Source organism: Sinomonas sp. P47F7 (genome assembly GCF_049332655.1).
Lineage (GTDB): Bacteria > Actinomycetota > Actinomycetes > Actinomycetales > Micrococcaceae > Sinomonas.
Genome location: NZ_CP186327.1, coordinates 543133 through 568304, shown reverse-complemented (window position 1 = coordinate 568304; position 25172 = coordinate 543133). Strand labels below are relative to the sequence as shown.

Here is a 25172-nt window from a genome sequence, read left to right as displayed (position 1 = left end):
TCAGGCCCGGGCTTCCCGTGCCGCGCCCGCCGCCGCGACCGCGGGAAGCTCGACGCCGGCCGGCGCCACCGCGGGCAGCTCGGCCTGGGCGCGGGCCACGTTGCGCAGCTCGCCGATCCCCTCGATCGCGACCGTGACCGTCTGCCCGTCGGTGATGTACACCTCGGGCCTGCGCGCGCGGCCCACGCCGCCGGTCGTGCCCGTGAGGATCAGGTCGCCCGGGTTGAGCGTGATCATCTCCGAGATGTAGGAGACGAGGTACTCGGGCCCATGGACGAGGTCCCCGATCGAGCCGCGCTGCATCTCGGCACCGTCCACGTGAGTGGTGATCGCGGCGTTGCGGTCGAGCTCCTCCGGCGTGACCATGACCGGGCCAACCGGGGTCGAGGCCTCCCACAGCTTGCCCTGGAGCCACTCCTTGGTGCGGAACTGGTAGGAGCGCATCGAGATGTCGTTCGCGACGGTGAACCCCGCGATGTATTCCCCCGCTTCGGCCTCGGACACGCGGCGGGCGCGCTTGCCGACGACGACGACGAGCTCGGCTTCCCAGTCGATGGCCGGGTCCGCGGCGGGCAGCTCGACGTCGTCGTTCGGCCCGGTGAGCGTCTCGGCGAACTTCGCGAACAGCGTCGGGTACTGCGGCAGCTCGCGGCCCATCTCCTGGATGTGGCTTGCGTAGTTCAGGCCGACGCACAGCACCTTCGACGGCGACGGGATCACCGGCGCGAGGTCCGCGCCGCGCACGGGGTGAGCGGCGCCGTCGGCCGTTTGCGCGATCTCCCGCCAGCCCTCGGCGGCGAGCAGCGCGCCCAGATCCGCGTAGCCGGGGATCTCGGTGAACGTGTCGCCGTCCTGGCGGACGACGACGGTTTCCGCAGCCGCCCCGCCAGAGGGCAGGCGCAGAGTCGCGAGCTTCACTTGGTGTCTCCTTCGATGTACGTGCGGTTGAAGTGCAGGCGCTCGAAGATCGGCGCGTCGCCGAACTTGAACAGGTCGAACTGCGTCTCGGCCTCGATGGACCACGCGGCCCACGACGGCACGACGATCATGTCCCCCTTGCCCACGGCCGTGCGCTCACCGTCGAGCACGAACGCGCCCTCGCCCTCGAAGACCTGGTAGACCGACGAGCCGACCTCGCGCGTGGTGCGGGTCTGGACGCCCGCGCGGAGCCGGTGGAACTCGGCCCGGACGGTCGGCATGACGTCGCCGCCCGTGGTCGGGTTGACGTAGCGGATCGCGGCGTGGCCCTGGCCCACGGTCGCGGGGTGGCCCTCGTCCTCGAGGGCGAGCTGCTCGGTCAGCGCGCGGTCGGTGTGCTCCCAGCGGTACGCGCCGATCGGCGAGCTCACGGTGTTCTCAAGCCGGGACAGCGGGCGCAGGCCGGGGTGGCTCCACAGACGCTCGGAGCGGGAGATGTCCGGGGTGGCCTCGTCCGTGACGCGCTCGGTGCCGAACTCGAAGAAGCCCGCGTCCATGCCGTGCACGAACGGGATGTCGAGGCCGTCGATCCAGGCCATGGGCTTCTCGGTCTCGTTGTGGTGGCCGTGGAAGTTCCAGCCCGGCGTCAGGAGGAAATCGCCCCGGCTCATGCGGACCGGGTCGCCGTTGACCACGGTCCACACGCCCTCGCCCTCGACCACGAAGCGGAACGCGTTCTGCGAGTGGCGGTGCTCGGGGGCCACCTCATGCCCGCCGAGGTACTGGATCGCGGCCCAGAGTGTCGGGGTGGCGTACGGGAGGCCTTTCAGGCCCGGGTTGGCGAGCGCGATCGCGCGCCGCTCCCCGCCACGGCCCACCGGCACGAGCTGGCCGGCGCGCTCGGCGAGCGGCAGGAGCGTGCTCCAGCGCCACACATGCGGCACCGCAGCGGGGCTCGGGACCATGGGCATGAGCTCGTCGAGCTGCGTCCAGAGCGGGATCATGTTCTCCTGCGCCATGGTCGCGTACATGGACTCGAGCTCGGCCGCTTCCTCGGGCGTGGGCTCGCTCGCGACCATCGCGTTGTGGGCGCTCGCGTGGGTGACCTCACCGTCGATGCTCATCGTGGCCTCCTTGCCATTCCTCGTGGTGTTGTGTGCGTCACCCTCGAGACTGCGGGGCCACGGCCTCGTGAGCCAAGGGGATTCCGTACACCAGAATCTGGTGTGCGGAATCTCGCCCCAAACCCCCGGACAGCGGAGTCCCCCAGGCGCCCGCGCCGACGTTGCGCCGTCACGTCTGCGGGTTACGCACCCTGCTGAGGTGACGGCGCAACGGGAGAGCCCTGCGGAGGTGACGGCGCAACCGAAACGGGATTCCGCCCTCCAGAATCTCTTTGTTCTGCTGGGCGGAACCTTCTCATCCTGAGTTGCATGGCACAGCTTTCCCCCACCACCGAGGCGCCCTCGACGTCGAGCGGCGCCCAGCCCACCCCTACCCAGCCCACCCCTACCCAGCCCAACAGCGGCGGCGAGCCTACCGGCGGCGGCGAGCCCACCGCCGTCGTCATCGGGGGCGGTATCGGCGGGGTCGCCACCGCGCTCCGCCTCCGCCAGCAGGGCACGTGCGTCACGCTCGTCGAGCAGGCACCCGAGTTCGGCGAGGTCGGCGCGGGCCTCCAGCTCGCCCCGAACGCCACGCGACTGCTCAAGGAGTGGGGCCTCCTCGAGCGGGTGCTCTCCGTCGCCGTCGCGCCGAAGCACCTCGTGTTCCGCGACGCCGTGAGCGGCCGCGAGCTGCTCCGCCAGGACGTCCGGGGCGAGTTCGAGGCGCGCTACGGCGCCCCGTACATCGTGGCCCACCGCGCCGACCTGCACGCGATCCTCGTCGACGCGGCCCGCGAGGCCGGCGTCGAGCTGGTCAACGGCGTCACCATCGCGAGGACCGAGAACACCTCGCTCGGGGCGCGGGCCGTCACCGCTGACGGCCGGGTGTACGACGCCGACGCCGTCCTCGCCGCCGACGGCCTCCGCTCCGCCGTGCGAGCCGAGATGTCCGACGACGAACCCATCCCCTCGGGCTACGTCGCCTTCCGCGGCGCCCTGCCGATCTCCGACGTCAAGCACGCCTCCGACATGGAGGACGTGGTCGTGTGGCTCGGGCCGCGCTGCCACCTCGTCCAGTACCCGCTGCGCAAGGGCGAGATGTTCAACACCGTGGCGGTGTTCCAGTCGCCCGCGTTCCTCCGCGGGGAGGAAGTGTGGGGCACGGAGGGCGAGCTCGAGGAGGCGTACAAGGACTGCGTCCCCGAGGTCCGCAAGGCGCTCGAGAACCTGTGGCGCGTCCGCTCGTGGCCCATGTTCGACCGGCTCCCCCTTCCGACGTGGGTCGACGGCAACATGGCCCTGCTCGGCGACGCCGCGCACCCCATGCTCCAGTACCTCGCGCAGGGCGCGTGCCAGGCGCTCGAGGACGCCCACGTGCTGGGAGACGCCGTGCGTCGGCGCGTCCTTCCGGCGTCCGACGACGGCGGCCGGCGCGAGGCGTGGGCCCTCGCCCTGCGAGAGTTCAACGAGGTTCGCGAGCCCCGCACGAGCCGCGTCCAGACGACCGCGCGGGTATGGGGCGAGTCGTGGCACGTGGACGAGCCGATCGCCGTCCTCGTCCGGAACATGCTGTTCGAGGCGGCCGGCGCCCGCGGCGGCTTCCCGTACACGGACTGGCTCTACGGCCGCGACGCCCTGACCGCGACGGAGCCCGTCGAGGCGTCGCTCGTGAAGGTCGCCGTCGGCGGGTAGGCCGCACCGGCAGCGCGTCGTGGCCCGAACAGGCCAGCCCCGCGCCGGCCGCATCTCCGCGCCAAAACCGCACTTCCGTACCAAACCCGCATCTCCGTGCAGAATTTCCCGCGGAGATGCGGGCGAGGGCCGCAGATGCGGCCAGCGGATTAGAGTGGACATCATGAGCGAGGCAATCGACGTCGGCAGCCCTGACGAGATCGAGGAGGGCACGGCGCGCGTTGTCGAACCCGAGGAGTCGGGCTTCGGCGAACCGATCGCCGTCTTCCACGCGGAGTCCGGCTGCTTCTACGCGCTCGACGACACGTGCACCCACGAGGAGGCCTCGCTCGCCGAGGGCTGGATCGAGGGCGAGACGGTCGAGTGCCCCCTGCATTCCTCGAGCTTCAGCCTCCGCTCCGGCAAGGTCCTGTGCCTCCCGGCCACCCAGGACGCACGCACGCACAAGGTCGAGGTCGCGGGCGGCCGCGTCGTGCTCTACCCGGGCGTCGACGCCGACGAGGCCGTCCGCGTGGGCGAATAAGGCCGCCGAACAGCACCCATGAACTCAGTCCTCGAGGCCCCCCGCAGCATCGTCGTGGTGGGCGGTGGCGTCGCGGGCTTCAGCGCGCTGAGTGAGTTGCGCGCCCGCGGCTACGACGGCGCCCTCACCGTGCTCTCCCCCGAGGGCCTCCCGTACGACCGGCCGCCCCTCAGCAAGGGCTACCTCCTCGGCACGGAGGACGCCGAGAAGATCCGCCTCGCGCCCGCGTCCTGGTACGCGGAACGCGACGTCGAGGTGCTGCCCGCGCGCGCTGTCGCCCTTCGTCCGGCGGAGGGCGGGATCGAGCTCGACGGCGGCCGCCTCCTTTCCGCGGACCGAGTCCTCCTCGCCGTCGGCGGCGCCCCGCGGCGCCTGCGCATCCCCGGCGGCGTGGCGGCGCTGACGCTTCGCAGCCGCGCAGACTCGGACGCGCTGCGGCGGGCCTTGGCGCCGGGGGCGAGCATCGCGATCGTCGGCGCGGGGCTCATCGGCGCGGAGGTGGCCTCGGCCGCCGTCGCGTTCGGAGCCGAGGTGACGCTCATCGACCCCGTCGAGCCCCCGCTCGCCCCCGCGGTCGGCGAGCCGATCGCGCGGCGGCTCCACGCGATGCACGGCGAGCGCGGCGTGCGCACGGTTGTTTCTGTGCCCGTCGAGATCGCTCGTGGCAGAGCGGACGACGGCGCCGCCCACCTCTTGCGGCTGGCCGACGGCTCCACCGTGGCGGCCGACGCCGTAATCGCCGGGATCGGCATCGTGCCGGAGACGGGGCTCGCCGAAGCCGCCGGTCTCGCGGTCGACGACGGCGTGATCGTGGATCCGTCCGGGGTCACCTCGAACCCCAGCGTGTTCGCGGCGGGCGACGCCTCGCGCCTCCGCCTCGCGGACGGTGTCCTGCTGCGGCGGTCCGAGCATTGGGAGGCCGCGGTCCGCTCGGGGCAGGCGGCCGCCGCCGGGATGCTCGGCGAGCCGGCTCCGGAGTTCGGGGCGCCGTGGTTCTGGTCCGACCGGCACGGCGTGCACGTCGAGGCCGTCGGAACGCTGGACCCGCGGCAGGCGCCCGGCTCGCGCACGGTGCTGCGCGCCGTCGGCCGCGTCCCCCAGGCCGCGTTCCTGCTCTCGGCCGGCGGGCACCTCCTCGGCTGCGCCGCCGTCGACCTTCCGCTCATGGTGCGTGCCGCGCGCCGCATCATCGACCGCGGCCTGACACCGGATCCGGAAGCCCTCGCGGACCCCGCGGTGGACCCGAGAAGGCTCGCCCGCTAGCCCCGCAACGTCAGGCGCCGGAGAGGTGCAGCGACGCCGTGATCGCGTTGACGAGGCTCTCGGGGCTCTCGGCGATGTCGAGCCGCAGGCTGCCGGTGGCGTACTCGTCGGCTGTGAGGGCCTCGAGCGTCGAGAGCTGGCTCGGGAGGAGGCCGGTCGGCATGAAGTGCCCCGAACGCGAGGACATGCGCTCGGCGAGGAGTTCCGGCGTGCCGTCGAGGTGCGCGAAGATCACGCGACCTTCGGCCTCGGCGAGGAGGCGCCGGTAGCTGCGCTTGAGCGCGGAGCACGTGAGCACGGTGCTGTGCCCGGCGCGGGACTGGGAGGACATCCAGTCGCGGATGCTGCGGAGCCAGGGCCAGCGGTCGTCGTCGGTGAGCGGGACGCCGCTCACCATCTTGTCGATGTTCGCCTGAGGGTGGAACTCGTCCGCCTCCGCGATCGTCCACCCGAGCTTCTCGGCGAGCGCGGCAGCCACGGTGGTCTTGCCGGCACCGGCAACACCCATGACCACAACGTGCAAGGATTCCATGGCTACCTCCGCAGAAGACGTCGTTGGCTTCCGAAGAAGCACGCGCAGCGGGACTCGCCGCGGATCAAAGATATCACTTATGAGTGACATAGGTAATACTTTTAACGATCGTGACTCCCCCCGATCCAGACGATGCGAAAGGCGGGCGGCCCATGGCTGAGGCACCGATGCAGGGGCAGCCGGAGGCAGGCGACGGCGGCCTCCACCGACGCATGCTCGACGCGCTCGGCGAGGCCATCGCCTCGGGGCGGCTCGAGCCGGGGCACCGCCTCACGCTCGACGAGCTCCAGCGCGAGTTCGGCGTCTCGCGCACGGTCGCGCGGGACACGATGCGCGCGCTCGAGACGATGAACCTGGTCCAGTCGAGGCGCCGGGTCGGGATCGTGGTCCAGGACCCGTCGCGATGGAACGTCTACGATCCACAGCTCGTGCGCTGGCGCCTCGCCTCGCCCCGTCGGGACGAGCAGTACTCCTCGCTCACCGAGCTTCGCATCGCCGTCGAGCCTCTCGCGGCGGCGGGCGCCGCCCGGCGGGCCACGTCAGCGCAGCGCGCCGCGCTCGCCGGACTCGCCGCCGAGCTCCGCACGTTCGGCGAGGCGGGCGACCTCGAGTCCTTCCTTGCGACGGACATCGCGTTCCACCGGCTGATCGTCCGCAGCAGCGGCAACGAGATGTTCGCGGCGCTCGACGGCATGATCGCCGAGGCGCTCACGGGCCGCACGCGCCAGGGCCGCATGCCGTTCCACCCGCGGGACGAGGCCCTCGACGCCCACGCGCGCGCGGCCGAGGCGATCGCGCACGGGAATCCAGGAGCCGCCGAGGGGGCCATGCGCGAGGTGCTCCACGAGGTCCGGGCGGCACTCAACCTCGGCTAGCCAAGATTCCGCAGAACAGAATCTAGTGGGGACTGCTGAGCTTCTCGGCGTCGAGGGCCGCGGCCGTGGCGTCGCAGGCCGACACGAGGGCCGCGATCGTATCCGGCCGCTCGAGTGCCTCGGACCGCGAGCGCGGAGCGCTGATCGAGAGGGCGAGCCACGCGCGCCCCTGCCCCACCGCGCGGCCCATCGCGGCGATGTCCGGCTCCGTCCGGCCAAGGTTGAGCGCGTAGCCCCTGGACCGGACGCCAACGAGCTCGTCCTGGAGCTTGCGGAACTCCTCCGCCCCGAGCTGGTCCCCGGCGAGCTGCGCCGCGCGGCCTGTGTAGAGCTGGTGCAGCGCCTCGTCGTCGAGCGTCGCGAGGATCGCTTTGCCTCCCGAGGAGAGCCGCGCGGGAAGCACCGTCCCAGCCCGGTCTCCCACGCGCAGCAGCTGGGCCGACTCGACGCTCGCGAGGAAGCGCACGCTCGTGCCGAAGCGCCCCACGAAGTTCACCGTCTCACCCACGGCCGCGGCGAGTTCCTCGAGGTGCGGGTGGGCCACCGCGACGACCTCCTGGAGCCGCCCCTGCCGCGTCGCCCCGCGGAGGGCCGGGCCGGCCGTGTAGCGGCGGGACTCGTCCTGGAGCGCGAATCCGCGGTAGACGAGCGTCGCGAGGAGCCGGTGGGCGGTCGAGGGCGCGACACCGAGCCGGTCGGCGGCCTCGTTGACCCTGAGGGCGTCGCGCTCCTGGAGAAGCATGATGAGCTGCAGGGCGTTGTCCACCGACTCGATGGCATACGCCGGCTTCTTCACGATCTGAAACTTCTGCATGGCAGAATCCTAATGCCAGTGTGAGCTGGCGCACGAGAGCATGAATGGCATGTCACTCACTACTTCCGCCCGCGGCAATGAGGCCGCGCGCACCCACGGTGCGGGCCCAGCGTCGGGCCCCGCGCGCCGTCGTACGATCATCGCCATCGCGCTCTGCTGGGGCATGGTCCTTTTCGACGGCTACGACCTCATCGTGTACGGGACCGTGCAGAACAACCTCATCGAAGGCACGGGCTGGGGCCTCAACGCGGCGTCCGCCGGCACGATCGGCTCCATGGCGTTCGTCGGCATGATGATCGGCGCGGTGCTCGCGGGCCGCCTCTCCGACGCGTGGGGCCGGCGGCGCGCGATCCTCGTGTGCGCCGTCGTCTTCTCCGTCGCGACCGCGCTCTGCGCCATCGCGCCGGGTGCCGTGGCCTTCGGCTCCCTCCGCCTCGTGGCCGGGCTGGGTCTCGGCGGCCTCGTGCCGTCCGCCAACGCGCTCGCCGCCGAGCTCATCCCGGCCCGCCGGCGCGCTGCCATCGCCACGCTCATGATGTCCGGCGTCCCGCTCGGCGGCACAGCCGCCGCCCTTCTGGGGCTCGGCATGATCCCCGCGTTCGGCTGGCAGTCGATGTTCTGGCTTGCCCTCGTCGCGCTCGTCGTCCTCGTCCCGTTGGGCTGGCGCTTCCTGCCGGAAACGCTGGGCTCGGCGCCTGCCGAGGCAGGCGAGCAGGCACAGGGCGAGCGGACGACGGCGGGCGGCGGCTTCCGCGGCCTCTTCCGCGCCCCGTTCCTCGGCCTCAGCATCCTGTTCGCGGCGTCGACGCTCTTCACGCTGTTCGCCTGGTACGGGCTCGGCACGCAGCTGCCCAAGATCATGCGCGACTCGGGCGCCGACCTCGGCCCCGCGCTCACGTTCACAATCGCCCTCAACCTCGGCGCCGTGGCCGGCTCGATCGTGACGGCGTGGGCCGGCGACCGTTTCGGCACCGTCCCGACGTCCGTCGTCGCGGCGGTCCTCGCGGGCGCCGGGCTGATCTCGCTCCTCGTGGTTCCGGCTGGGAACAGCGCGTATGTCTACGGCGCGCTCGTGATCGCGGGCGTGGGGACGCACGGCACCCAGTCGCTCGTCATCGCAGCGATCGCGGCCCGGTACCCGAACGAGCTCCGCGGCACCGCGCTCGGCTGGGCCCTCGGCGTGGGCCGGATCGGCGCCGTCCTCGCGCCGCAGCTCTCCGGCCTCATGCTCGCGACCAAGTCGATCCCGCCGGTCGCGAACTTCCTGCTCTTCGGCGGTTCGGCGATCGTCTCGGCGGTGCTCCTGGGCGCCGTCGTCGCCGTGACGGTGGCCCACCGCCGCCGCGCCGTCGCCGTCGTCGGCTGAGTCCGGCTTCTCCGGCCCCAAGCCGCTTCTCCGGCGTAGATTCCCCACGGAGAAGCGGCTTTGGGCAGCAACTGGGCCCCCGACAACTCAGGCGAGCGCCGCGACGACGTCCTCCCCATCGCGCCACCGCGCGACGAGCCGGGCTGAGCCGCCCACTTGGGCGCCGAGCACGCGAGCCACCCGCAGCGTCGCGCCGCCGAACGTCACCTCGCACACGGGGCCGTCGGACAGGAGAGCGGGCAACTCGCCGGGCGTCTCGGCGAACGACGACGGCGCGGCCGCACCTGAGGCGCTCACCCGGACATCGGGCTCCTGGAAGCCGACCACGGCATCGCCGTCGTGCACCTCGAGCACGGCCTGATCCTGATCGCCCGTCGCGCCGCGCAGGAGGGCGGCCGCGGCGGCCGGGTCGCCGACGCCGTCGTAGGCCCAGCGGGTCCCGAGAGCGGAGTGCTCCATGGTCCCGATGAGCCACCGCTCGGCGCCCGCGAGCGGCGCACCGCGATACGTCAGGACGAGGTGGAAGACCGTGCCCCCGCGCTCCACGAGGAGTCCTTCGATGCCGACCTCGCCGTCCGGATCGTCGAAGCGATAACTGCCCGCGCGGCCGAGTTCTCCCCCGCCGCCTGCCCACGGCTGGCGGGCCAGCCACGGGTCAAGGAGCTCGAGCTTGCTGGGGACCAGGGTCGCGCGATGGATCACAGCCACGCGATCATCCTAGCCGCGCGGAGGGCGGCTTCCCCGCGGAAGCCGCCCTCCGTCGTCGTGCTCGATGTGTCTCGGCCCGGCGCCTAGGGCGTGTCTCCTAACCATCGCGGGTTTCAGTTGGCAGGGTTGGGTGGGTGTCGCGGACGAGTGTTCTTTCAGATGAGGCGTGGGCCCGGATCGAAGCGCTGATGCCTCTGGCCTCGGCGAAGGGCGGGCGCCCGTTCAGGGACCACCGCCGCGTGGTGGAGGCGATCGTCTGGCGGTACCGGACCGGGGCGCCGTGGCGGGATCTCCCGGCCGAGTTCGGTCCGTGGCAGACGGCGTGGAAGCGGCACCGCCGCTTCAGCGCCGACGGGACCTGGGACCGGATCCACGCCGAACTGCTCAGCGCAGCCGACGGGGCCGGGAAGATCGAGTGGGCGGTCAGCGTCGACTCGACGGTCAACCGCGCCCACCAGCACGCGACGAACCTTGCCCGGAGCGCGGGGGGACCTGTCGAACTACAGGAATCTGTTTGCCGAGCCCGGTGACCACGGCGTCGGACGCTCCCGCGGCGGGCTGAGCACGAAGATCCACCACCTCGTCGACGGCCGCGGCCTGCCGCTGGTGATCCTGGTCGGCCCCGGCCAGTCCGGCGACGCGCCGATGTTCCCAGTCCTGATGGGCCATCTGCGCGTCGCCCGGCCCGGCCGCGGCAGGCCTCGGACCCGCCCGGACCGAGTGCGCGGGGACAAGGCGTACTCCTCCCGCGCAATCCGGACCCACCTTCGCTCACGGGGGATCGCCGCGGTCATCCCCGAGCCCTCGGACCAGATCGGGCACCGCAAGCGCCGCGGGGCGAAGGGTGGCCGGCCGCCGGGATTCGACCGAGACGACTACCGCGGGCGCAACGTCGTCGAGCGCTCCTTCAATCAGGCCAAGCAATGGCGCGGCCTCGCCACCCGCTACGACAAGCTAGCCGTCGTCTACCGCGGAGCCGCGGTCCTGCACGCCATCACGCTATGGCTCAAGAGGTTAGGAGACACGCCCTAGTTGTACCCGGCCAGGACGTTGGTAGCGGCGAGTCTGGTTGAACGAGGGAGAACCTCCGAGTGGGATGTGGCTTGTCTAAGGCCCACTCCAACCCGGAGGTTCTCGTGTTCCACCGTAACGCCCGTCTGACTGTCCATGGCCGCATGCTGATCATCGAGCGCCACCGCTCCGGCTGGAAGCAGGCCCATATCGCCGCGGCGATGGGGATCTCCCGCAAATGCGTCAGGACCTGGATCCTGCGGTACGAGGCCGAGGGCGAGGCCGGGCTGGAGACCCGGTCATCGCGGCCCCGCTCGATGCCCACGCGGACCGCGCCAGAGGTCGAGCAGCGGGTGCTCGCGGCACGCGCCGAGCGCCGCGAGGGCCCCGACGTCCTCGGCCCGAAGGTCGGTGTCCCTGCTCGGACCGTGTCCCGGATCCTGCGCCGGCACGGGGTGCCCTACCTGCGCGAGTGCGACCCGATGACCGGCGATCCCCTCCGCTCCTCGAAGTCCACCGCCGTCCGCTATGAGCGCCAGAGGCCCGGCGAGCTGGTCCACATGGACGTCAAGAAGCTGGGCCGGATTCCCGACGGCGGCGGGTGGAGGGCTCTGGGGCGTGCCGAGGGAAACCGCAGCCGCGGGGCAGGGACCGGCTATGACTACGTGCACTCGCTGGTCGATGACCACTCCAGGCTGGCCTACTCCGAGATCCTCCCCGACGAGAAGGGCACCACCTGCGCCGGGTTCCTCGAGCGCGCCGCAGCCTATTTCGCGGCCAGGGGCATCACCCGGATCGAACGCCTCATGACAGACAACGCCTTCGCCTACCGCCACTCCAACGACCTCAAGGCCGTCTGCGCCGCACTGGGAGCCAGGCAGAAGTTCATCAAGCCCCACTGCCCCTGGCAGAACGGCAAAGTCGAGCGCCTCAACCGCACCCTGGCCACCGAATGGGCCTACCGGCGCCCCTTCACCAGCAACACCGAACGCCAATCAGCACTTGCACCATGGATCGAGCACTACAACACTGTCAGAAGCCACAGCGCACTCGGAGGCAAACCCCCGATCAGCCGACTGCAACCATCCTGATGGCCGGGTACACCTAGTGGCCCAGCGCCTCGATAGCCGCCTTCGCGGCCGGGTCGGAGCCCACGAGGAACGCGTCGATCCGCTCGGGCTCGCCGTCCTCGCCGATCGCGGAGGCGGCCCGCCCCAGGTTGTAGAGCGCGCGCAGGAAACCCTGGTTCGGCTCGTGCTCCCACGGGATCGGGCCCGCGCCGCGCCAGCCGTTGCGGCGCAGCGCGTCGAGCCCGCGGTGATAGCCAACGCGCGCATATGCATAGGACTCGACCGTGTGACCCTGCGCCCACGCCTCGTCGGCCAGGATGGCCCAGAGGAGCGAGGACTCAGGGTGCTCGGCCACGAGGTCCTCCGCGGATTCGCCGAGAGCCAGGCCGCGGTAGACGTCATTCTCGGCCGGAAGCCGCGTGGGCTCGGGGCCCATGAGGTTGGTGCGGAATTCGTCGCTCACGGAGCGCTCCAACTTTCTCTGCCCCTCCGGGAGGGGACTTTCCCGCCCCTCCGGGAGGGGACTTTCCCGCCCCTCCGGGAGGGGACTTTCCCGCCCCTCGGGGAGGGGACTTCCCGAGGCGCCGCCGAAGCGGCGCCTCGGCCCAACCGGTTACTTGATCGACCTGCCCTCGGAGCCGAGCTGCTGCGCAGCCTCGACGACGCGCGCTGCCATGCTCTTCTCCGCGAGGGCGCCCCACACGCGGGGGTCGTAGGTCTTCTTGTTGCCGACCTCGCCGTCGACCTTGAGCACGCCGTCGTAGTTCGAGAACATGTGGCCGGCCACGGGGCGCGTGAACGCGTACTGCGTGTCCGTGTCGATGTTCATCTTGATGACGCCGTAGGAGACGGCGTCCGCGATCTCCTGCTCGCTCGAGCCCGATCCGCCGTGGAACACGAGGTCGAACGGGCGGTCCTTGCCGAGCTTCGCGCCGACCTCGGCCTGGATCTCCTTGAGGATCTCGGGGCGGAGCTTGACGTTGCCGGGCTTGTAGACGCCGTGCACGTTGCCGAACGTGAGGGCCGTGATGTAGCGGCCGTTCTCACCCGCACCGAGCGCCTCGACGGTCGCGAGGCCGTCGGCGACGGTCGAGTAGAGCTTCTCGTTGATGGCGTTCTCCACGCCGTCCTCCTCGCCGCCCACGGCGCCGATCTCGACCTCGAGGATCATCTTCGCGGCGGACGTGCGGGCCAGGAGGTCCTTCGCGACCCGGAGGTTCTCCTCGAGCGTCTCTGCGGAGCCGTCCCACATGTGCGAGTTGAAGAACGGGTTGCGGCCCGCCTGGACCTCGGCCTCGGACGCGGCGAGGAGCGGGAGGACGAAGCTGTCGAGCTTGTCCTTCGGGCAGTGGTCGGTGTGGAGCGCGACGTTGATGTCGTAGTTCTTCGCGACCTCGCGCGCGAACGCCGCGAAGCCGAGCGAGCCGGCCACCATGTCCTTCACGGACGCCCCAGACCAGTAGGCGGCGCCGCCCGTGGAGACCTGGATGATGCCGTCCGAGCCGGCCTCGGCAAAGCCGCGGATCGCCGCGTTGAGCGTCTGCGACGACGTGACGTTGACGGCCGGGAACGCGTATCCGCCGTTCTTGGCGGAGTCGATCATCTCGGCGTACTTCTCAGGGGTGGCGATAGGCATAGAAGCTCCTCGAGTCGTGTCCGTGCGGCGGAAATCAGCGCGCGGCGTGCTGGCCACTTCACATCCTAGCGATCGCCGCGGCGGCGGCCACGTGCGGGCCTCCACATGACGTGGAGGCGGCCCTCACCCCGGGCGCCTGAGTACGCCCAGCGCAAAGAAAGGACGACGACGGCGCCCCTCCCGCCGTCGTCGTCCTCCATCCGCTCCCCCAGCTTGGGTGAGCAGGCCTTGGCGCCCGTGGGCGCGGTGATCAGTGTTGGGCCGCGACCTGCTGCGCGAACGTCTCGGTCATGCTGCCCACGCCGGTCGTGTCGTCGTAGCCGGGGGTCGAGACGAGCGAGCTGTCGAGGCCGAGCGTCGCGACGTACGTCTGGCCCGTGGCCGGGTAGGCGCGAGCCATGTTGACCGGCATCGACGGCGAGGCGACGTCACGCATCGCGGCACCTGGTGCAGCTGCCGCCGCGTACACGGCCGGGTTCGCGAAGCCGATCTGCTTGCCCGTGGCCGCCTGGGCGCTCGCCATGAGTCCCGCCGTGAGCGGGCAGGCGAGCGAGGTTCCGCCGATTCGCTCCTCGGCGTACGCGCCCGTGTTGAGCGAGTGGTCGTTCGTGATCGCGCTCAGGCCGATCCTGAAGCCCGTCCACGGATCCGCGAGCGCCGCAACGTCCGGGGAGACGCGCTTGCCGTTCGCGAGCGACGCCGGGACCAGCGCCGCCTGATAGGCGGGCTGGGCGAAGGCCGCGCTCGTTCCGCCGCCGCCGCCGTATACGAAGACCCCCGGAAGCGAGCCCCCGTAGGCGAGGGAGCCGTTCGGCTGGGTGACGAGCCGCTGGCGCGTGGTCCCCCACGAGGTTTCGAACAGGTAGTTGTTCGACGCTCCGAGAGCCAGGCTCGTGCCGCCCACGGACGTCACGAACGGAGAGCTCGCAGGGAAGTCGGGCGACGTGTAGCCGAGGTTGGCCTTCTCGTCGCCGCTGTCACCGCTCGAGAAGTACAGGCCGATGCCCTCGGCCGCCGCCTGGAGGTGGATGTCCTGCTCGCCGCGGAGAGAATCCGCCGGGACGGCCTCGCCGACGTTGCCGTAGCTGTTGCTCACGATCGTCGCGAGCTTGCCGTCGAGGATCTTCGACATCGCGATGTCGAGGCCGCCGCCGCAGTTGAACCCGGCCGCATACAGGATCGAGGCACCGGGCGCCGTCGAGTGGACGGCCTCGACGTCGAGCGCTTCCTCCCCCTGCCAGCCGCTCGGCTGGGCGCAGAGAGCCTGGTCGTAGTACACGGAGGGAAGGTTCTCGCTGTAGGTGCTCGACGTGAGGGCAGGAAGACCGTGCAGCGACGAATACTGGTTGGCGTCCTGGAACATCGTGGGAGAGGCGAACGCGTCGATGATCGCCACGGTCTGGCCCGAGCCCGCGGTCGCGTTGACCGTGGTGCCGTCCCCAATCCCGTACGTGGCCTGCATCTGCGCCGGCGTGTAGCCGCACAGAACAGTCGGGACCGACGTCGCACCGGTCTGCGTGGGCGGGACTGCGACCTCCTTCTCATCCCAGTAGCCCGAGCACGGCGTGGACAGGGGAACCGGCGCGACCTGGCCCGACGGCTGGGCGTCGCTGCCCTCCCGGACGCTGTCCGGGCGTGTCAGGAGCCGCCCTTGATCGATGCTCACGCCGGAGACGAGCGGCGCGATGTCGCCCGGCAGCGTGGGGGCCCGGTCCGGCCCGATGACGTCGGAGTTTTGGAACGAATAGGTCTGCTCGGCCACTTGGAACGCCGCGTTGATCTGGGCGACCGTGCCGCGGAACACGACATACATCCCGCTGGCCGGGACGCCGGTCACGACCATGCCTTGGGCCTTGACCCACGCCACGAGCTGGTCGGTGGCCGCCTGCGACGGCGCAAACTGCGCCTTCCACTGCGCCGGGCTCAGGTAGTGGCCGTACGAGGGGCTGCCGGGGGTCGAGACCGCAGTCGCGAACCTCTGGGCTGCGGCCTCATCGGGGAGCTGGAGGTAGATCTCGCCCTCGACCGTGGTGTTGGTGAGCGGGATTCCCGTCTTGGCCCGGGAGCCGGCCCACGAGGGCACCGAGCCGGGATACGACTTCGAGTGGGAGGGCGGTGGGCTGGGCGGCGAAGCCATGGCCGCCGTCGTCGTGAGCCCTGCTACACAGGCGACGCTGGCTGCGGTCGCGAGGATCCGAAAGGAAAGCCGATGAGAACTGCGATGAAAGACCATGGTGATTTCTTCTCCCCCGTCACACGAGATTCAGAAGGCTCGGATGCAGCGACCCTAGTTCTGAAAGAACTGTTGCAGTAGTGTCCGCAAGCTGGGAATTGCCTGTGAATTTGAGAGTCCGCTGTGAATTGGAGGGCCGGGCAGCTGCCCGGTAGGCTTGACCTTGCGCAGGGGAGTATCCCGAGCGCTGCACACGTCAACACGTCGGGCGCCGGAGCCTGGCCGGGTGCAGCGGTCTGCCGGTTGTGCAAGGGCAGATGGAAAGACTTGCGGCGGTTACGCCTGCCTGCGAAAGGGACTTCGATGTCCGTCTCCCCCCTTGTCTGGACCGTCACGATCGTGGTGATCCTGGCCCTCCTCGCGTTCGACTACTTCTTCCACATCCGCAAGGCCCACGCGCCGTCCCTGCAAGAGGCCGCGCTGTGGTCCTCGGTGTACGTGGGCGCGGCGGTGCTGTTCGGCGTCGTCGTCCTCCTGCTTGGCGGGACGGAGATGGGCGGCCAGTACTTCGCGGGCTTCATCACCGAGAAGGCGCTCTCGGTGGACAATCTCTTCGTCTTCCTCGTGATCCTCGCGAGCTTCCGCGTGCCCCGCGAGGATCAGCAGAAGGTGCTCCTGTTCGGCATCGTGTTCGCGCTCATCGCCCGCACGGTGTTCATCTTCCTCGGCGTAGCTCTCATCGACGCGTTCTCGTGGATCTTCTACCTCTTCGGCGCGATCCTCCTGCTGACGGCCGGCCAGCTCCTCAAGCCCGGGAGCCACGACGGCGAGGCGGAGAACTTCGTAGTGCGGCTCGCCCGGAAATTCCTGCGCACGTCGGAGCGCTACGACGGCGACCGGCTCTTCACGGTCGAGAACGGCCGGCGCGTGCTCACCCCCATGCTGCTCGTCATGGTCGCGATCGGGGGGACGGACGTCCTCTTCGCGCTCGACTCTATCCCCGCGATCTTCGGGCTCACGCAGAATGCGTACATTGTGTTCACGGCCACGGCGTTCTCCCTCATGGGCCTGCGGCAGCTGTTCTTCCTCCTCGACGGCCTCCTCGACCGCCTCATCTACCTCTCCTACGGCCTCGCCGCGATCCTCGCGTTCATCGGCGCGAAGCTCGTGCTGCACGCCCTGCACGAGAACACGCTCCCCTTCATCAACGGCGGCGAGCACGTGAAGGTCTTCGAGGTCACCACGGGTCTCTCGCTCGGCGTCATCATCGGCGTTCTGGCCGTGACGATCGTCGCCTCGCTCGTGAGCCCGGCCGGCAAGGCCCAGACGGCCATCAACAATGCGCGCCGGCACGCGGAGAGCTACCTCGACCTCGGGTACACGGCGGACGCCGGGGAGCGCGAGCGCGTCTACCGGAATCTCGTCGAGGAGGAGCGGGCCATCCGCGCGATGGACAAGAAGTACCGCGACAAGGCGAAGGACGTCGAGGCGATCCGCGCCAAGGTCCGCGAGGCCCACGCGCGCCACGAGGAGTACCTGCGCACGGCAGGCTGATCCGCCGTCGCCTTGCGTAGTCGCGGATTCCGACCAGCTTTGGCGGGCGAAAATGAACGGACGACGGCGCGTCCCCGGCGACACGCCGCCGTCGCCCGTCAGTCCCGGTCGGAATCCGGAGCCGCTACGCCGCCCGCCCTCGGCGACACGCCGCCGTCGCCCGTCAGTCCCGGTCGGAATCCGGAGCCGCTACGCCGCCCGCCCTCCGGTCCCCCGCCGGAAGGTCGGCCCGGGCGGCGCCGGAACGGCGGCCCGGGCAGCGTCGTCGGCCGCCCGGCGCCGCCGCAGCTCGAGGGCGAGGCTCTCCTGCCCGCGCGCCATCGCCCACCGGTGGTTGGCGGCGAACACGGGCTTGAACAGCCAGCTGAGCCGGCGTAGGAGCGGCTTGCCGACGCTCACGTTCCAGTCGTAGCGGACCACGGTCTCGGGCCCGTCCTGGGTGAGGGTCCACCGACCCGTGCCGTTGAGATCCCCGTGGGCCGCGATCGCGATGCCGTCGGGGGTGATCGGCTCGGTCACGGTGAACGCCCACCGGAGCGTGTACGGGAGCCAGCCCTTCGTGAAGAGGTCCACCCGGCTGCCGAGGCCCTGAGCGTCGCCGGGGTCGAGCATCGTGACGTCCAGGTACACGGCCGGCCACCACCGCGGGAGATCCTCGCCGCGGCGCAAGATCGAGACGACCTCCTCACGGGTTCCCGCGACGCGCCACCACGTCACGAACGAATAGTCGGTGCTCGGCACGTCGCTCCGATCCGGCCCTCCCCTGCCTCCACGGTACGCTCGGGCCGCCGGCTTGTGACCGGCCGAGCACGCCGCGTTCCGGCAGCGGGCCTCTAGACTCGCGGATGTGAGCGCAGCGAGGCCCTCGTTCGGGCGCGAAATCCAGTCCCGCATCTACCAGAACGGGGTCTTCGGCCACCGGCCCGCCGTTCCCACCGACCCCACGGAGCTCGAGCGGCGCGCCCTCGCCGCGATGAGCCGCGAGGCGCGCGGCTACGTCCAGACCGGCGCGGGCCTCGGCACCACGATGGCCGCCAACCGGACGGCGTTCGGCCGATGGGCCATGGTGCCGCGCTTCCTGCGAGACGTCTCGAACCGTGACGCCTCGATCGAGCTGTTCGGCCGCAGCCACCCCTCGCCGTTCCTCGCGGCGCCCCTCGGCGTACTCGAGCTCGCGCACCCGGCCGGGGACCTCGCCGTCGCCCGCGCGGCCCGCGCCGCCAAGGTGCCCTTGATCATCTCGTCCCAGGCCTCATACCCGATGGAGGAGATCGCGCGCGAGCTAGGCGACCACGAACGATGGTTCCAGCTCTACTGGAGCAGCGAAGACTCGGTGGTCGAGAGCTTCGTGCGCCGCGCGGAGCACAGCGGCTGCACGGCGATCGTGGTTACGCTCGACACCCTCGTCCTCGCGTGGCGCACCGGCGACCTCGACAACGCCTTCCTCCCGTTCGCCCGCGGGATGGGCATCGCGCAGTACACGTCGGACCCCGCCTTCCAGCACATCGTCGCGCAGCGGCTCGCCGCAGGCGCGATCCAGCGGACGACGGCGCGCCCCACCCCCGAGGCGGTGCGCGCGCTCGCGCAGATGGCCCGGCGGCATCCAGGCGGCTTCCGCGAGAACCTCGCCTCTCCCCTCCCGCGGGCGAGCGTCCAGACCTTCCTCGACGTGTTCTCCCGGACCACGCTCACCTGGGAGAACCTCGCGTGGCTGCGCGAGCGGACGGCCCTGCCGATCCTCGTCAAGGGCCTCCAGCACCCGGACGACGCGCGCCTGGCCCTCGCTCACGGGGCGGACGGGATCGTCGTCTCGAACCACGGCGGCCGCCAGCTCGACGGAGCGGTGGGCTCGCTCGACGCGCTCCCCGGGATCGTCGAGGTGGTGGCCGGTCGGGTGCCGGTCCTGTTCGACAGCGGGGTCCGGTGTGCCGCGGACGCGTTCAAGGCGCTCGCGCTCGGCGCCTCGGCAGTGTGTCTCGGGCGGCCGTACCTCTACGGGCTCGCGCTCGCGGGCGAGGCCGGCGCTCGCGAGGTCTTCGAAGGCTTCCGAGCCGAATTCGACCTCACGATGGCGGTGGCAGGGGTGAACCGGATCGGCGAGATCACGCGGGACGCTGTGACGCGGACACCGTGACGGGGACACTGTGACGCGGGCAACGCCGGGGACCGGGTGAGCGCGGAACGACGAATGCTCGCGCTGAGCATCCGGCGCCGGTCATCCGGCGCTGGGCGACTGCCCGAACACGTGCCGGCGGATCCACGCGTGCATCGCGATGGCCGCTGCGGAGGCGGCGTTGATCGAGCGGGTCGAGCCGAACTGCTCGATCGAGAGCGTGGCCCGGGCGGCGGCGTGCACCTCCGGGGTCAGGCCGGGGCCCTCCTGGCCGAAGACGAGGACGCAGCGGCGAGGCAGCTCGTAGGTCTCGAGCGGCACGGAGTCGGGGAAGATGTCGACGCCGAGGATCGGGAGCTCCTCCGACTCGGCCCACGCGACGAACTCCTCGACGGTCGCGTGGTGGCGGATGTGCTGGTAGCGGTCGGTGACCATCGCGCCGCGACGGTTCCACCGACGCCGTCCGATGATGTGCACCTCCTGGGCGAGGAACGCGTTCGCGGTGCGGACCACGGTGCCGATGTTGAGGTCGTGCTGCCAGTTCTCGATCGCGACGTGGAACTCGTGGCGGCGGGTGTCGAGCTCAGCGACGATTGCCTCGTGCCGCCAATAACGGTAGCGGTCCAGGACGTTGCGGCGGTCTCCGTGCTCGAGCAGCTCGGGATCCCACTGCCCGCCCTCGGGCCAGACGCCCTCCCACGGGCCGACGCCCACCTCGTGCTCGCGCTCTTCCGTCACCGGACCAGCCTATTCGAGCCGATCGGCGTTCCAACGCGTACGGGATTACCGCCTCGGCCCGCGCAAGCGTCTGCGCCCGCCGGGCGAGACCCTCTGAATTCCGCGGATCGGTGCCCGCAGGGGCCCCGTCCCGCCCAGTACGCGTACTGGGCGGGACGGCCCTCAGGCCGGAGCGGCTGTCAGTGCGTGCGGTCGCCGAGCGTGAACGCGAGCGAACCCTTCGCCGGCACCGTCACGGCCGCGAAGCCGTGCGGATCCACCGTGACGGTCTTGCCCGTGCACGCGCCCCCGGGGCCGCCGAGCGACTGGCCGCTGATCACGTCGCAGTACGTCCCCGGCGGCATGCCCGTCTGGACATCCACCGTGTGGGCGGCCGTGCCGTTGTTGATGGCGATCCAGGCCTTGTTGCCACGGCTGAACGCGATGAGGTTCGCGCCGTCGTCGTACCAGTTGGCCACGTCGGAGCCCGCGGCGGCGTTGTGCCATCCGACCATGTGGAGGATCGCGGGCTCGCGGTCCAGACAGGCCCACGTGGTACTGCAGTCGGTGTTCGTCACGTAGCCGTTGGCGTTCGCGGGCGGGGAGTCGTCGCCGCCCGTGAACTTGAAGCCCGAATACACCTGCGCGACGCCGTAGCCGCGGGCCAGGAGGAACTCGGTCGCGAGCGTGTTCGTGGCGCCGTCCTTGTAGCTCAGCGTGGAGCCGTTGCGCTCCGTGTCGTGGTTCTGGACGAACGCGAGCTCCTTGTCGGAAGGCAGGAGGCCCGACTCGGCGCCGTAGTTCTTGAGCGACGCGACGTTCCCCGTGAACGCGGACTTGAGCTGGTACGCGCCGTCGAACCCGAGCAGCGAGCCCTGGCCCTCGAACGCCTCGGGGGCGAGCTGCCCGGTGCTGCCGGGGAAGACCTCGAGCGCCATGTACGGCCGGTCGCCGTCGACGGTGTCGCGGAGGCGCCCCTCGAGCGCCGCGAGATCGGTCTGCCCGATGTGCTTCGCGGCGTCCACCCGGAACCCGGAGACGCCGTAGCCGAGCAGCTTGTTGAGGTAACCGGCGAGCGTCGAGCGGACCTTGTCCGATTCCGTCCGGAGGTCCGCGAGGCCTAGGAGCTCGCAGTGCGTGACCTCCTGGAAGCTGTTCCAGTCGTGGATTCCGTTGTCGGGTTCGGGGCAGTCCGCGGGGTAGTGGTGGAAGTCCGCGTACCCGTAGTCGGGGTAGCTGTAGTGGCTGAAGGAGACGCCGCCGTAGGAGAGGCTGCCCTGTCCGGTCGTGTGGTTGATGACCGCGTCGACGTAGACCTTGACGCCGGCGTTGCGGCACGTGGACACCATGGCCTTGAACTGGTCCTCATTGCCCATGCGGCTCGTGAGGTTGTAGTCGACCGGCTGGTACACCTCCCACCACGGGTGGCCGTCGCGGGTGAGGGAGTCCTGCGGCGGCGCGACCTGCACGCCCGCGTAGCCGTTGGGGCCGAGGATCTGGGTGCATTCCGCCGCGACCGAGTTCCAGTTCCATTCGAACAGGTTCGCGATGACGTCCTTGAAGTGCTGCGGCGACGTCTGGTTGGAGGCCGCATGCAGGGGAGGCGATCCGGGCGATCCGCCCGGATCAGCGCCCGCTGGCGGCGCCGCGAGGAACATGGCAGCCGCCGTGGCTGCGGCCGCGAGACTCACGAGCTTGCGCCCGGGGATGCGAGTGAAAGAGACCATGGAGTGCACCTATCCGATCCGGATCGTGGGGCAGGGTGGTGCCGACGAGAGCCGGCACGGCCCCACTCTCCGTGACGGGCGTCACACAGGTCAAGGATTAAGTCATGCTGATTGACAGATTCGACGGCTACGCCGCGTACACCGTCACCGCGGCGGCCTTCGCCACGAGGACGACGGCGGCCCCCGGCCCGAGATCCAGCTCGGCGGCCGCCGCCGGGGTCAGGTCCGCGACGACGGCGGTGCCGGCCGCGTCCGCATGCACCCGCACCTGGGCGCCGCGCGGCTCGAGCTCGACGACGACGGCGCGCCACGCGTTCCGCGGGGAGCCCTGGGCTCGGGAGGGCGGGACCAGGGAGGGCGGGACCAGGGAGGGCGGGGCGGGATAGACAGCGACGTCCGCCGGCCGAAACACCGCGACGGCCTCCTCGCCGTCGGCGGGGCCTTCGCCGACCTCGGGCGGCACAACGCCGAAGACCTCGCCGAGCCCAGCGACGCGGAGGTGACCGGGCGCCGTCGTCCGTCCCCGCACGAAGTTGAGCCCGGCCAGCCCGGCCGCGAAATGGCTCCGCGGGCGCTCGAGGAGGGCCGCCGTCGGCCCCGCCTCGGCGACCCGCCCGTCCTCGAGCACCACGACGCGATCGGCGAGAAGATGCGCGTCGAGGGCCTCGTGGGTGATGAGCACGGCCGTGCGCCCCGAGAGGACGCGCCGGAGGAGGCGGCGCAGGGCGGGTGCGGCGGCGACGTCGAGCGCGGCGAACGGCTCGTCGAGCAGGAGGAGGCTCGGCTCGGCGGCGAGGGCGCGGGCGACGGCGACGCGCTGCGCCTGCCCGCCCGAGAGCTGGGCGGGCGCCGGTCGGCGAGCGTGAGGGCGTCGACCTCGCCGAGCCAGCGCCGGGCGGCGGCCCGCGCGTCGTCCCGCGACGCACCGGCCGCGCGCGGGCCGAACGCGACGTTCTCGAGCGCCGTGAGATGCGGGAACAGCAGCGGCTCCTGCGCGAGAAGCGCCACGCCGCGCGCGTGCGGGGGCATCCACGCGCCCGTGGACGTGTCGAACAGGACGCGGCCGTCGAGCTCCGCGCGGCCCTCATCCGCGCGCACGAGCCCCGCGGCGAGCGCGAACAGCGTGGACTTCCCCGCACCGTTCGGCCCGAGGATCGCCACCGTCTCGCCGCCCTCGACGTCGAGCCCCGCGTCGAGCCCCCGCTCGGCGAGCGCTGCGCGCATTCGGAAGCTCACGGGGCCGCCGCCCCCGCGGCCCGCCGCCCGTAGGCGACTCCGACTACCACCGCGGCCACCGCCACGAGCACGAGCGCGAGGGCGACCGCCGCGTCCGGATCGACCTCGCGCTGGAGGTACACCTCGAGCGGGAGCGTCCGGGTAACCCCTTGGAGGCTCCCGGCGAACGTGAGCGTCGCGCCGAACTCGCCAAGGCTCCGCGCGAACGAGAGCACGAGCCCGGACGCGAGCCCCGGAAGCACGAGCGGGAGCGTGACGCGCCGGAACACGTGCGTGGGGGCGGCGCCAAGCGTCGCGGCGACGGCCTCGTACCGTCCACCGGCGGTGCGGAGCGCGCCCTCGAGGCTCACCACGAGGAACGGCAGCGAGACGAACGTCTGCGCCATGACGACGGCGGTCGCCGTGAAGGCGAGCTGGATCCCGAAGACATCGAGCCAGCGCCCCACGAGGCCGAGCCGGCCGAACGTGTAGAGGAGCGCGAGGCCGCCGACGACCGGCGGCAGCACGAGCGGCAAGAGCACGAGCGAGCGGAGCCCCCGGCGCCCGCGGACCGGCCCGCGCGCGAGGACGAGCGCCATGGGCACGCCGAGGACGAGGCACCCGGCGGTGCTCGCGAGGGCGGTCTCGAGGCTCAGGCGGAGGGCTGCGAGCGAGGAGTCGGACGTGATGAGCGGGACGAAATGCAGCCAGTCGACGCGGGCCAGGATCCCCAGGAACGGGACGAGCACGAACAACGCGCCAAGCGCCGCGGGCGCGTAGACCCAGCTCGGGAGCCCCGAGTAAGCCCTCGTGCGAGCGCGAGGTGGGCGCGCGTCAGGGCGCGCCGAATCCGGCATCGCCGAGCACCTTCTGCCCCTGGGCGCCCCGCACGAAGTCGACGAACTCCTGCGCGAGCGTGCCCGTCTTGGACTGCTTGAGCGCCGCGATCGGGTACCGGTTCACCGCGGCCTTCGACTCGGGGAACGTCACGCCGTCCACCTTGCCGCCCGCGCCCTTGACGTCCGTGACGTAGACGAGGCCGGCGTCGGCGTCCCCCGAGATGACCTTGCCGAGCACGTCCGTGACGGATTGCTCCTCGCTCACGGGCTTGAGCGCGAGGCCCGCGGACTGCGCGGCCTTCTGCGCCGCGCTCCCGCACGGGACCTGCGGGGCGCACAGGACCAGGCGCACGCCCGGCTTGGCGAGGTCCTGGAGCGAGTGGATGCCCGCGGGGTTGCCCTTCGGCACGGCGATCTCGAGGACGTTCGTCGCGAAGATCTGGGGCCCGCCGGACAGGAGGCCGCCGCTCGTCGCCTTCGCCATGTTCGCCTCGTCCGCGGACGCGAACACGTCCGCGGGCGCGCCGTTCTGGAGCTGGGCGACGAGATCGGACGAGCCGCCGAAGCTCAGATTGACCTTGGCGCCCCCGTGGGCGATCTCGAACTGGTGCGCGAGATCCGTGAACGTCGACTTGAGCGACGCGGCCGCGAAGACCGTGAGGCTCGCCGAGGAGGAGGACGTCGACTGGCCGCCGCCCGTCGTCGGCATCGCCCCGCACGCGGTGAGGAGGGCAACGAGCGCGAGGGCCCCGGCCGCGGCGGACTTGCATCGGGGACTCCCGGCACGTTTTCTCATGGGGCCTTCCCTCCGGGCGTCTCGACGATGACGGTCGTCGCCTTGACCACGGCCGTGGCGACGCTCCCCGGCTCGAGGCCGAGATCGCGCACGGCCTCCGAGCTCATGAGCGAGACCACCCGGTACGGGCCGCACTGAAGCTCGACCTGCGCCATGACGCGGTCCTCGATGACGTTCGTGACGAGCCCCACGAAGCTGTTGCGCGCCGAGCGCGCCACGCCGCTCGTGTCCCGCGGCGCCGAGGCCTGACGGCGGGCCAGCTCGGCGAGCTCCGCGCCGTCGACCGCGGCGCGCCCGGAGGCGTCCTTCACGGCGGTGAGGGCGCCAGCGTCGACCCAGCGCCGCACGGTGTCGTCGCTCACGCCGAGCAGGCTCGCGGCCTCGGCGATGCGGATGAGTGGCATGGGACCAGTCTAGATCCGCATCTGCGGTGTTACGCGTCTGGGTTCGCCGCCGGTGCGGATGGGCCGCATCCCATCCCCGCGCTCGCCCCCAAGATGAAAGACTGGCTCGGTCAGTCCCCG

The 25172-nt window shown here is 71.4% G+C and carries 23 protein-coding genes and 1 pseudogene; 9 read left to right on the top strand and 15 right to left on the bottom strand.

Annotation, left to right across the window (positions count from 1 at the left end; all coding sequences use genetic code 11):
• Both ACOKR1_RS02820 and ACOKR1_RS02815 read right to left on the bottom strand, forming a co-directional pair.
• Complete coding sequence (locus ACOKR1_RS02820; RefSeq protein WP_422935259.1) at positions 1-918, bottom strand: fumarylacetoacetate hydrolase family protein; 918 nt, start codon at positions 916-918, stop codon at positions 1-3.
• Positions 915-2042, bottom strand: coding sequence for a cupin domain-containing protein (locus tag ACOKR1_RS02815; RefSeq protein WP_422935258.1), 1128 nt, complete (start codon positions 2040-2042; stop codon positions 915-917). The genes ACOKR1_RS02820 and ACOKR1_RS02815 overlap by 4 nt, the downstream gene beginning before the upstream one ends.
• A gap of 309 nt (positions 2043-2351) precedes the next feature.
• On the opposite strand from ACOKR1_RS02815, the gene ACOKR1_RS02810 reads away from it, so the two are divergent.
• The 3 genes from ACOKR1_RS02810 (at position 2352) to ACOKR1_RS02800 (ending at position 5502) form a co-directional block, all read left to right on the top strand.
• Positions 2352-3716, top strand: a complete 1365-nt coding sequence (locus tag ACOKR1_RS02810) for an FAD-dependent monooxygenase (RefSeq protein WP_422935257.1) — start codon at positions 2352-2354, stop codon at positions 3714-3716.
• Between the two features lie 163 nt (positions 3717-3879).
• Positions 3880-4239, top strand: a complete 360-nt coding sequence (locus tag ACOKR1_RS02805) for a non-heme iron oxygenase ferredoxin subunit (protein ID WP_422935256.1) — start codon at positions 3880-3882, stop codon at positions 4237-4239.
• 18 nt (positions 4240-4257) lie between these two features.
• Complete coding sequence (locus tag ACOKR1_RS02800; RefSeq protein WP_422935255.1) at positions 4258-5502, top strand: NAD(P)/FAD-dependent oxidoreductase; 1245 nt, start codon at positions 4258-4260, stop codon at positions 5500-5502.
• Between the two features lie 10 nt (positions 5503-5512).
• Here ACOKR1_RS02800 and ACOKR1_RS02795 read toward each other — a convergent pair whose 3' ends face one another.
• On the bottom strand, positions 5513-6034 hold the full coding sequence (locus tag ACOKR1_RS02795) for a gluconokinase (protein WP_422935254.1): 522 nt from the start codon (positions 6032-6034) through the stop codon (positions 5513-5515).
• A gap of 152 nt (positions 6035-6186) precedes the next feature.
• Between ACOKR1_RS02795 and ACOKR1_RS02790 the strand changes: the two genes are divergently transcribed.
• The gene (locus ACOKR1_RS02790) at positions 6187-6909 is read left to right on the top strand and encodes a FadR/GntR family transcriptional regulator (RefSeq protein WP_422935253.1); all 723 of its coding nucleotides are present in this window, start codon (positions 6187-6189) and stop codon (positions 6907-6909) included.
• Between the two features lie 22 nt (positions 6910-6931).
• On the opposite strand, the gene ACOKR1_RS02785 is transcribed toward ACOKR1_RS02790, so the two are convergent.
• On the bottom strand, positions 6932-7723 hold the full coding sequence (locus tag ACOKR1_RS02785; RefSeq protein ID WP_422935252.1) for an IclR family transcriptional regulator: 792 nt from the start codon (positions 7721-7723) through the stop codon (positions 6932-6934).
• Between the two features lie 49 nt (positions 7724-7772).
• Here ACOKR1_RS02785 and ACOKR1_RS02780 point away from each other — a divergent pair, with 49 nt between their 5' ends.
• Positions 7773-9089 carry an MFS transporter gene (locus ACOKR1_RS02780; protein WP_422935251.1) on the top strand — a complete coding sequence of 439 codons (1317 nt, stop codon included), beginning with the start codon at positions 7773-7775 and terminating at the stop codon, positions 9087-9089.
• Positions 9090-9176: 87 nt separating this feature from the next.
• On the opposite strand, the gene ACOKR1_RS02775 is transcribed toward ACOKR1_RS02780, so the two are convergent.
• Positions 9177-9797 carry a maltokinase N-terminal cap-like domain-containing protein gene (locus tag ACOKR1_RS02775; protein WP_422935250.1) on the bottom strand — a complete coding sequence of 207 codons (621 nt, stop codon included), beginning with the start codon at positions 9795-9797 and terminating at the stop codon, positions 9177-9179.
• 134 nt (positions 9798-9931) lie between these two features.
• Here ACOKR1_RS02775 and ACOKR1_RS02770 point away from each other — a divergent pair.
• A protein-coding gene (locus ACOKR1_RS02770; RefSeq protein ID WP_422935249.1) for an IS5 family transposase occupies positions 9932-10829 on the top strand; the annotation gives its coding sequence in 2 pieces (ribosomal slippage) (positions 9932-10291 and positions 10293-10829; 897 coding nt in all).
• 104 nt (positions 10830-10933) lie between these two features.
• Positions 10934-11899: an IS481 family transposase gene (locus ACOKR1_RS02765; RefSeq protein ID WP_422936644.1), complete on the top strand. Its 966-nt coding sequence runs from the start codon at positions 10934-10936 to the stop codon at positions 11897-11899.
• Positions 11900-11912: 13 nt separating this feature from the next.
• Here ACOKR1_RS02765 and ACOKR1_RS02760 read toward each other — a convergent pair whose 3' ends face one another.
• The 3 genes from ACOKR1_RS02760 to ACOKR1_RS02750 form a co-directional block, all read right to left on the bottom strand.
• Entirely contained in the window at positions 11913-12341 is a 429-nt protein-coding gene (locus ACOKR1_RS02760; protein ID WP_422935248.1) for a DUF3151 domain-containing protein, read from the bottom strand.
• 150 nt (positions 12342-12491) lie between these two features.
• On the bottom strand, positions 12492-13514 hold the full coding sequence (gene fbaA / locus ACOKR1_RS02755) for a class II fructose-bisphosphate aldolase (protein WP_422935247.1): 1023 nt from the start codon (positions 13512-13514) through the stop codon (positions 12492-12494).
• Positions 13515-13764: 250 nt separating this feature from the next.
• Positions 13765-15747, bottom strand: a complete 1983-nt coding sequence (locus ACOKR1_RS02750) for a S53 family peptidase (RefSeq protein WP_422935246.1) — start codon at positions 15745-15747, stop codon at positions 13765-13767.
• Between the two features lie 303 nt (positions 15748-16050).
• Between ACOKR1_RS02750 and ACOKR1_RS02745 the strand changes: the two genes are divergently transcribed.
• The gene (locus ACOKR1_RS02745; protein WP_422935245.1) at positions 16051-17241 is read left to right on the top strand and encodes a TerC family protein; all 1191 of its coding nucleotides are present in this window, start codon (positions 16051-16053) and stop codon (positions 17239-17241) included.
• A gap of 189 nt (positions 17242-17430) precedes the next feature.
• Here ACOKR1_RS02745 and ACOKR1_RS02740 read toward each other — a convergent pair whose 3' ends face one another.
• Entirely contained in the window at positions 17431-17982 is a 552-nt protein-coding gene (locus ACOKR1_RS02740) for an SRPBCC family protein (protein WP_422935244.1), read from the bottom strand.
• A 106-nt stretch (positions 17983-18088) separates the two neighbouring features.
• Here ACOKR1_RS02740 and ACOKR1_RS02735 point away from each other — a divergent pair, with 106 nt between their 5' ends.
• Positions 18089-19375 carry an alpha-hydroxy-acid oxidizing protein gene (locus ACOKR1_RS02735; protein ID WP_422935243.1) on the top strand — a complete coding sequence of 429 codons (1287 nt, stop codon included), beginning with the start codon at positions 18089-18091 and terminating at the stop codon, positions 19373-19375.
• 81 nt (positions 19376-19456) lie between these two features.
• Here ACOKR1_RS02735 and ACOKR1_RS02730 read toward each other — a convergent pair whose 3' ends face one another.
• The 6 genes and pseudogenes from ACOKR1_RS02730 to ACOKR1_RS02705 form a co-directional block, all read right to left on the bottom strand.
• Positions 19457-20092 carry a TrmH family RNA methyltransferase gene (locus tag ACOKR1_RS02730; protein ID WP_422935242.1) on the bottom strand — a complete coding sequence of 212 codons (636 nt, stop codon included), beginning with the start codon at positions 20090-20092 and terminating at the stop codon, positions 19457-19459.
• A 179-nt stretch (positions 20093-20271) separates the two neighbouring features.
• Positions 20272-21798 carry an alpha-amylase gene (locus tag ACOKR1_RS02725; protein ID WP_422935241.1) on the bottom strand — a complete coding sequence of 509 codons (1527 nt, stop codon included), beginning with the start codon at positions 21796-21798 and terminating at the stop codon, positions 20272-20274.
• A 127-nt stretch (positions 21799-21925) separates the two neighbouring features.
• A pseudogene (locus ACOKR1_RS02720) lies at positions 21926-23034 on the bottom strand (sulfate/molybdate ABC transporter ATP-binding protein).
• Entirely contained in the window at positions 23031-23870 is an 840-nt protein-coding gene (locus ACOKR1_RS02715) for an ABC transporter permease (protein WP_422935240.1), read from the bottom strand. The pseudogene ACOKR1_RS02720 and the gene ACOKR1_RS02715 overlap by 4 nt, the downstream one beginning before the upstream one ends.
• A complete protein-coding gene (gene modA / locus ACOKR1_RS02710) occupies positions 23848-24648 on the bottom strand; it encodes a molybdate ABC transporter substrate-binding protein (RefSeq protein ID WP_422935239.1) in 801 nt (266 codons plus the stop codon). Before modA ends, ACOKR1_RS02715 begins: the two co-directional genes overlap by 23 nt.
• Positions 24645-25052 (bottom strand): TOBE domain-containing protein, encoded by a 408-nt coding sequence (locus tag ACOKR1_RS02705; protein WP_422935238.1) that lies wholly within the window; start codon positions 25050-25052, stop codon positions 24645-24647. Before ACOKR1_RS02705 ends, modA begins: the two co-directional genes overlap by 4 nt.
• Positions 25053-25172 lie beyond the last annotated feature (120 nt).

Bases quoted from the DNA above. Each gene is read 5' to 3' on its own strand.
- ACOKR1_RS02810 (WP_422935257.1), top strand. From the start codon at position 2,352: ATGGCACAGCTTTCCCCCACCACCGAGGCGCCCTCGACGTCGAGCGGC.
- ACOKR1_RS02715 (WP_422935240.1), bottom strand. From the start codon at position 23,870: ATGCCGGATTCGGCGCGCCCTGACGCGCGCCCACCTCGCGCTCGCACG.
- ACOKR1_RS02805 (WP_422935256.1), top strand. From the start codon at position 3,880: ATGAGCGAGGCAATCGACGTCGGCAGCCCTGACGAGATCGAGGAGGGC.
- ACOKR1_RS02725 (WP_422935241.1), bottom strand. From the start codon at position 21,798: ATGGTCTCTTTCACTCGCATCCCCGGGCGCAAGCTCGTGAGTCTCGCG.
- ACOKR1_RS02815 (WP_422935258.1), bottom strand. From the start codon at position 2,042: ATGAGCATCGACGGTGAGGTCACCCACGCGAGCGCCCACAACGCGATG.
- ACOKR1_RS02800 (WP_422935255.1), top strand. From the start codon at position 4,258: ATGAACTCAGTCCTCGAGGCCCCCCGCAGCATCGTCGTGGTGGGCGGT.
- ACOKR1_RS02750 (WP_422935246.1), bottom strand. From the start codon at position 15,747: ATGGTCTTTCATCGCAGTTCTCATCGGCTTTCCTTTCGGATCCTCGCG.
- ACOKR1_RS02745 (WP_422935245.1), top strand. From the start codon at position 16,051: ATGTCCGTCTCCCCCCTTGTCTGGACCGTCACGATCGTGGTGATCCTG.
- ACOKR1_RS02705 (WP_422935238.1), bottom strand. From the start codon at position 25,052: ATGCCACTCATCCGCATCGCCGAGGCCGCGAGCCTGCTCGGCGTGAGC.
- modA (WP_422935239.1), bottom strand. From the start codon at position 24,648: ATGAGAAAACGTGCCGGGAGTCCCCGATGCAAGTCCGCCGCGGCCGGG.
- ACOKR1_RS02795 (WP_422935254.1), bottom strand. From the start codon at position 6,034: ATGGAATCCTTGCACGTTGTGGTCATGGGTGTTGCCGGTGCCGGCAAG.
- ACOKR1_RS02780 (WP_422935251.1), top strand. From the start codon at position 7,773: ATGTCACTCACTACTTCCGCCCGCGGCAATGAGGCCGCGCGCACCCAC.
- ACOKR1_RS02785 (WP_422935252.1), bottom strand. From the start codon at position 7,723: ATGCAGAAGTTTCAGATCGTGAAGAAGCCGGCGTATGCCATCGAGTCG.
- fbaA (WP_422935247.1), bottom strand. From the start codon at position 13,514: ATGCCTATCGCCACCCCTGAGAAGTACGCCGAGATGATCGACTCCGCC.
- ACOKR1_RS02790 (WP_422935253.1), top strand. From the start codon at position 6,187: ATGGCTGAGGCACCGATGCAGGGGCAGCCGGAGGCAGGCGACGGCGGC.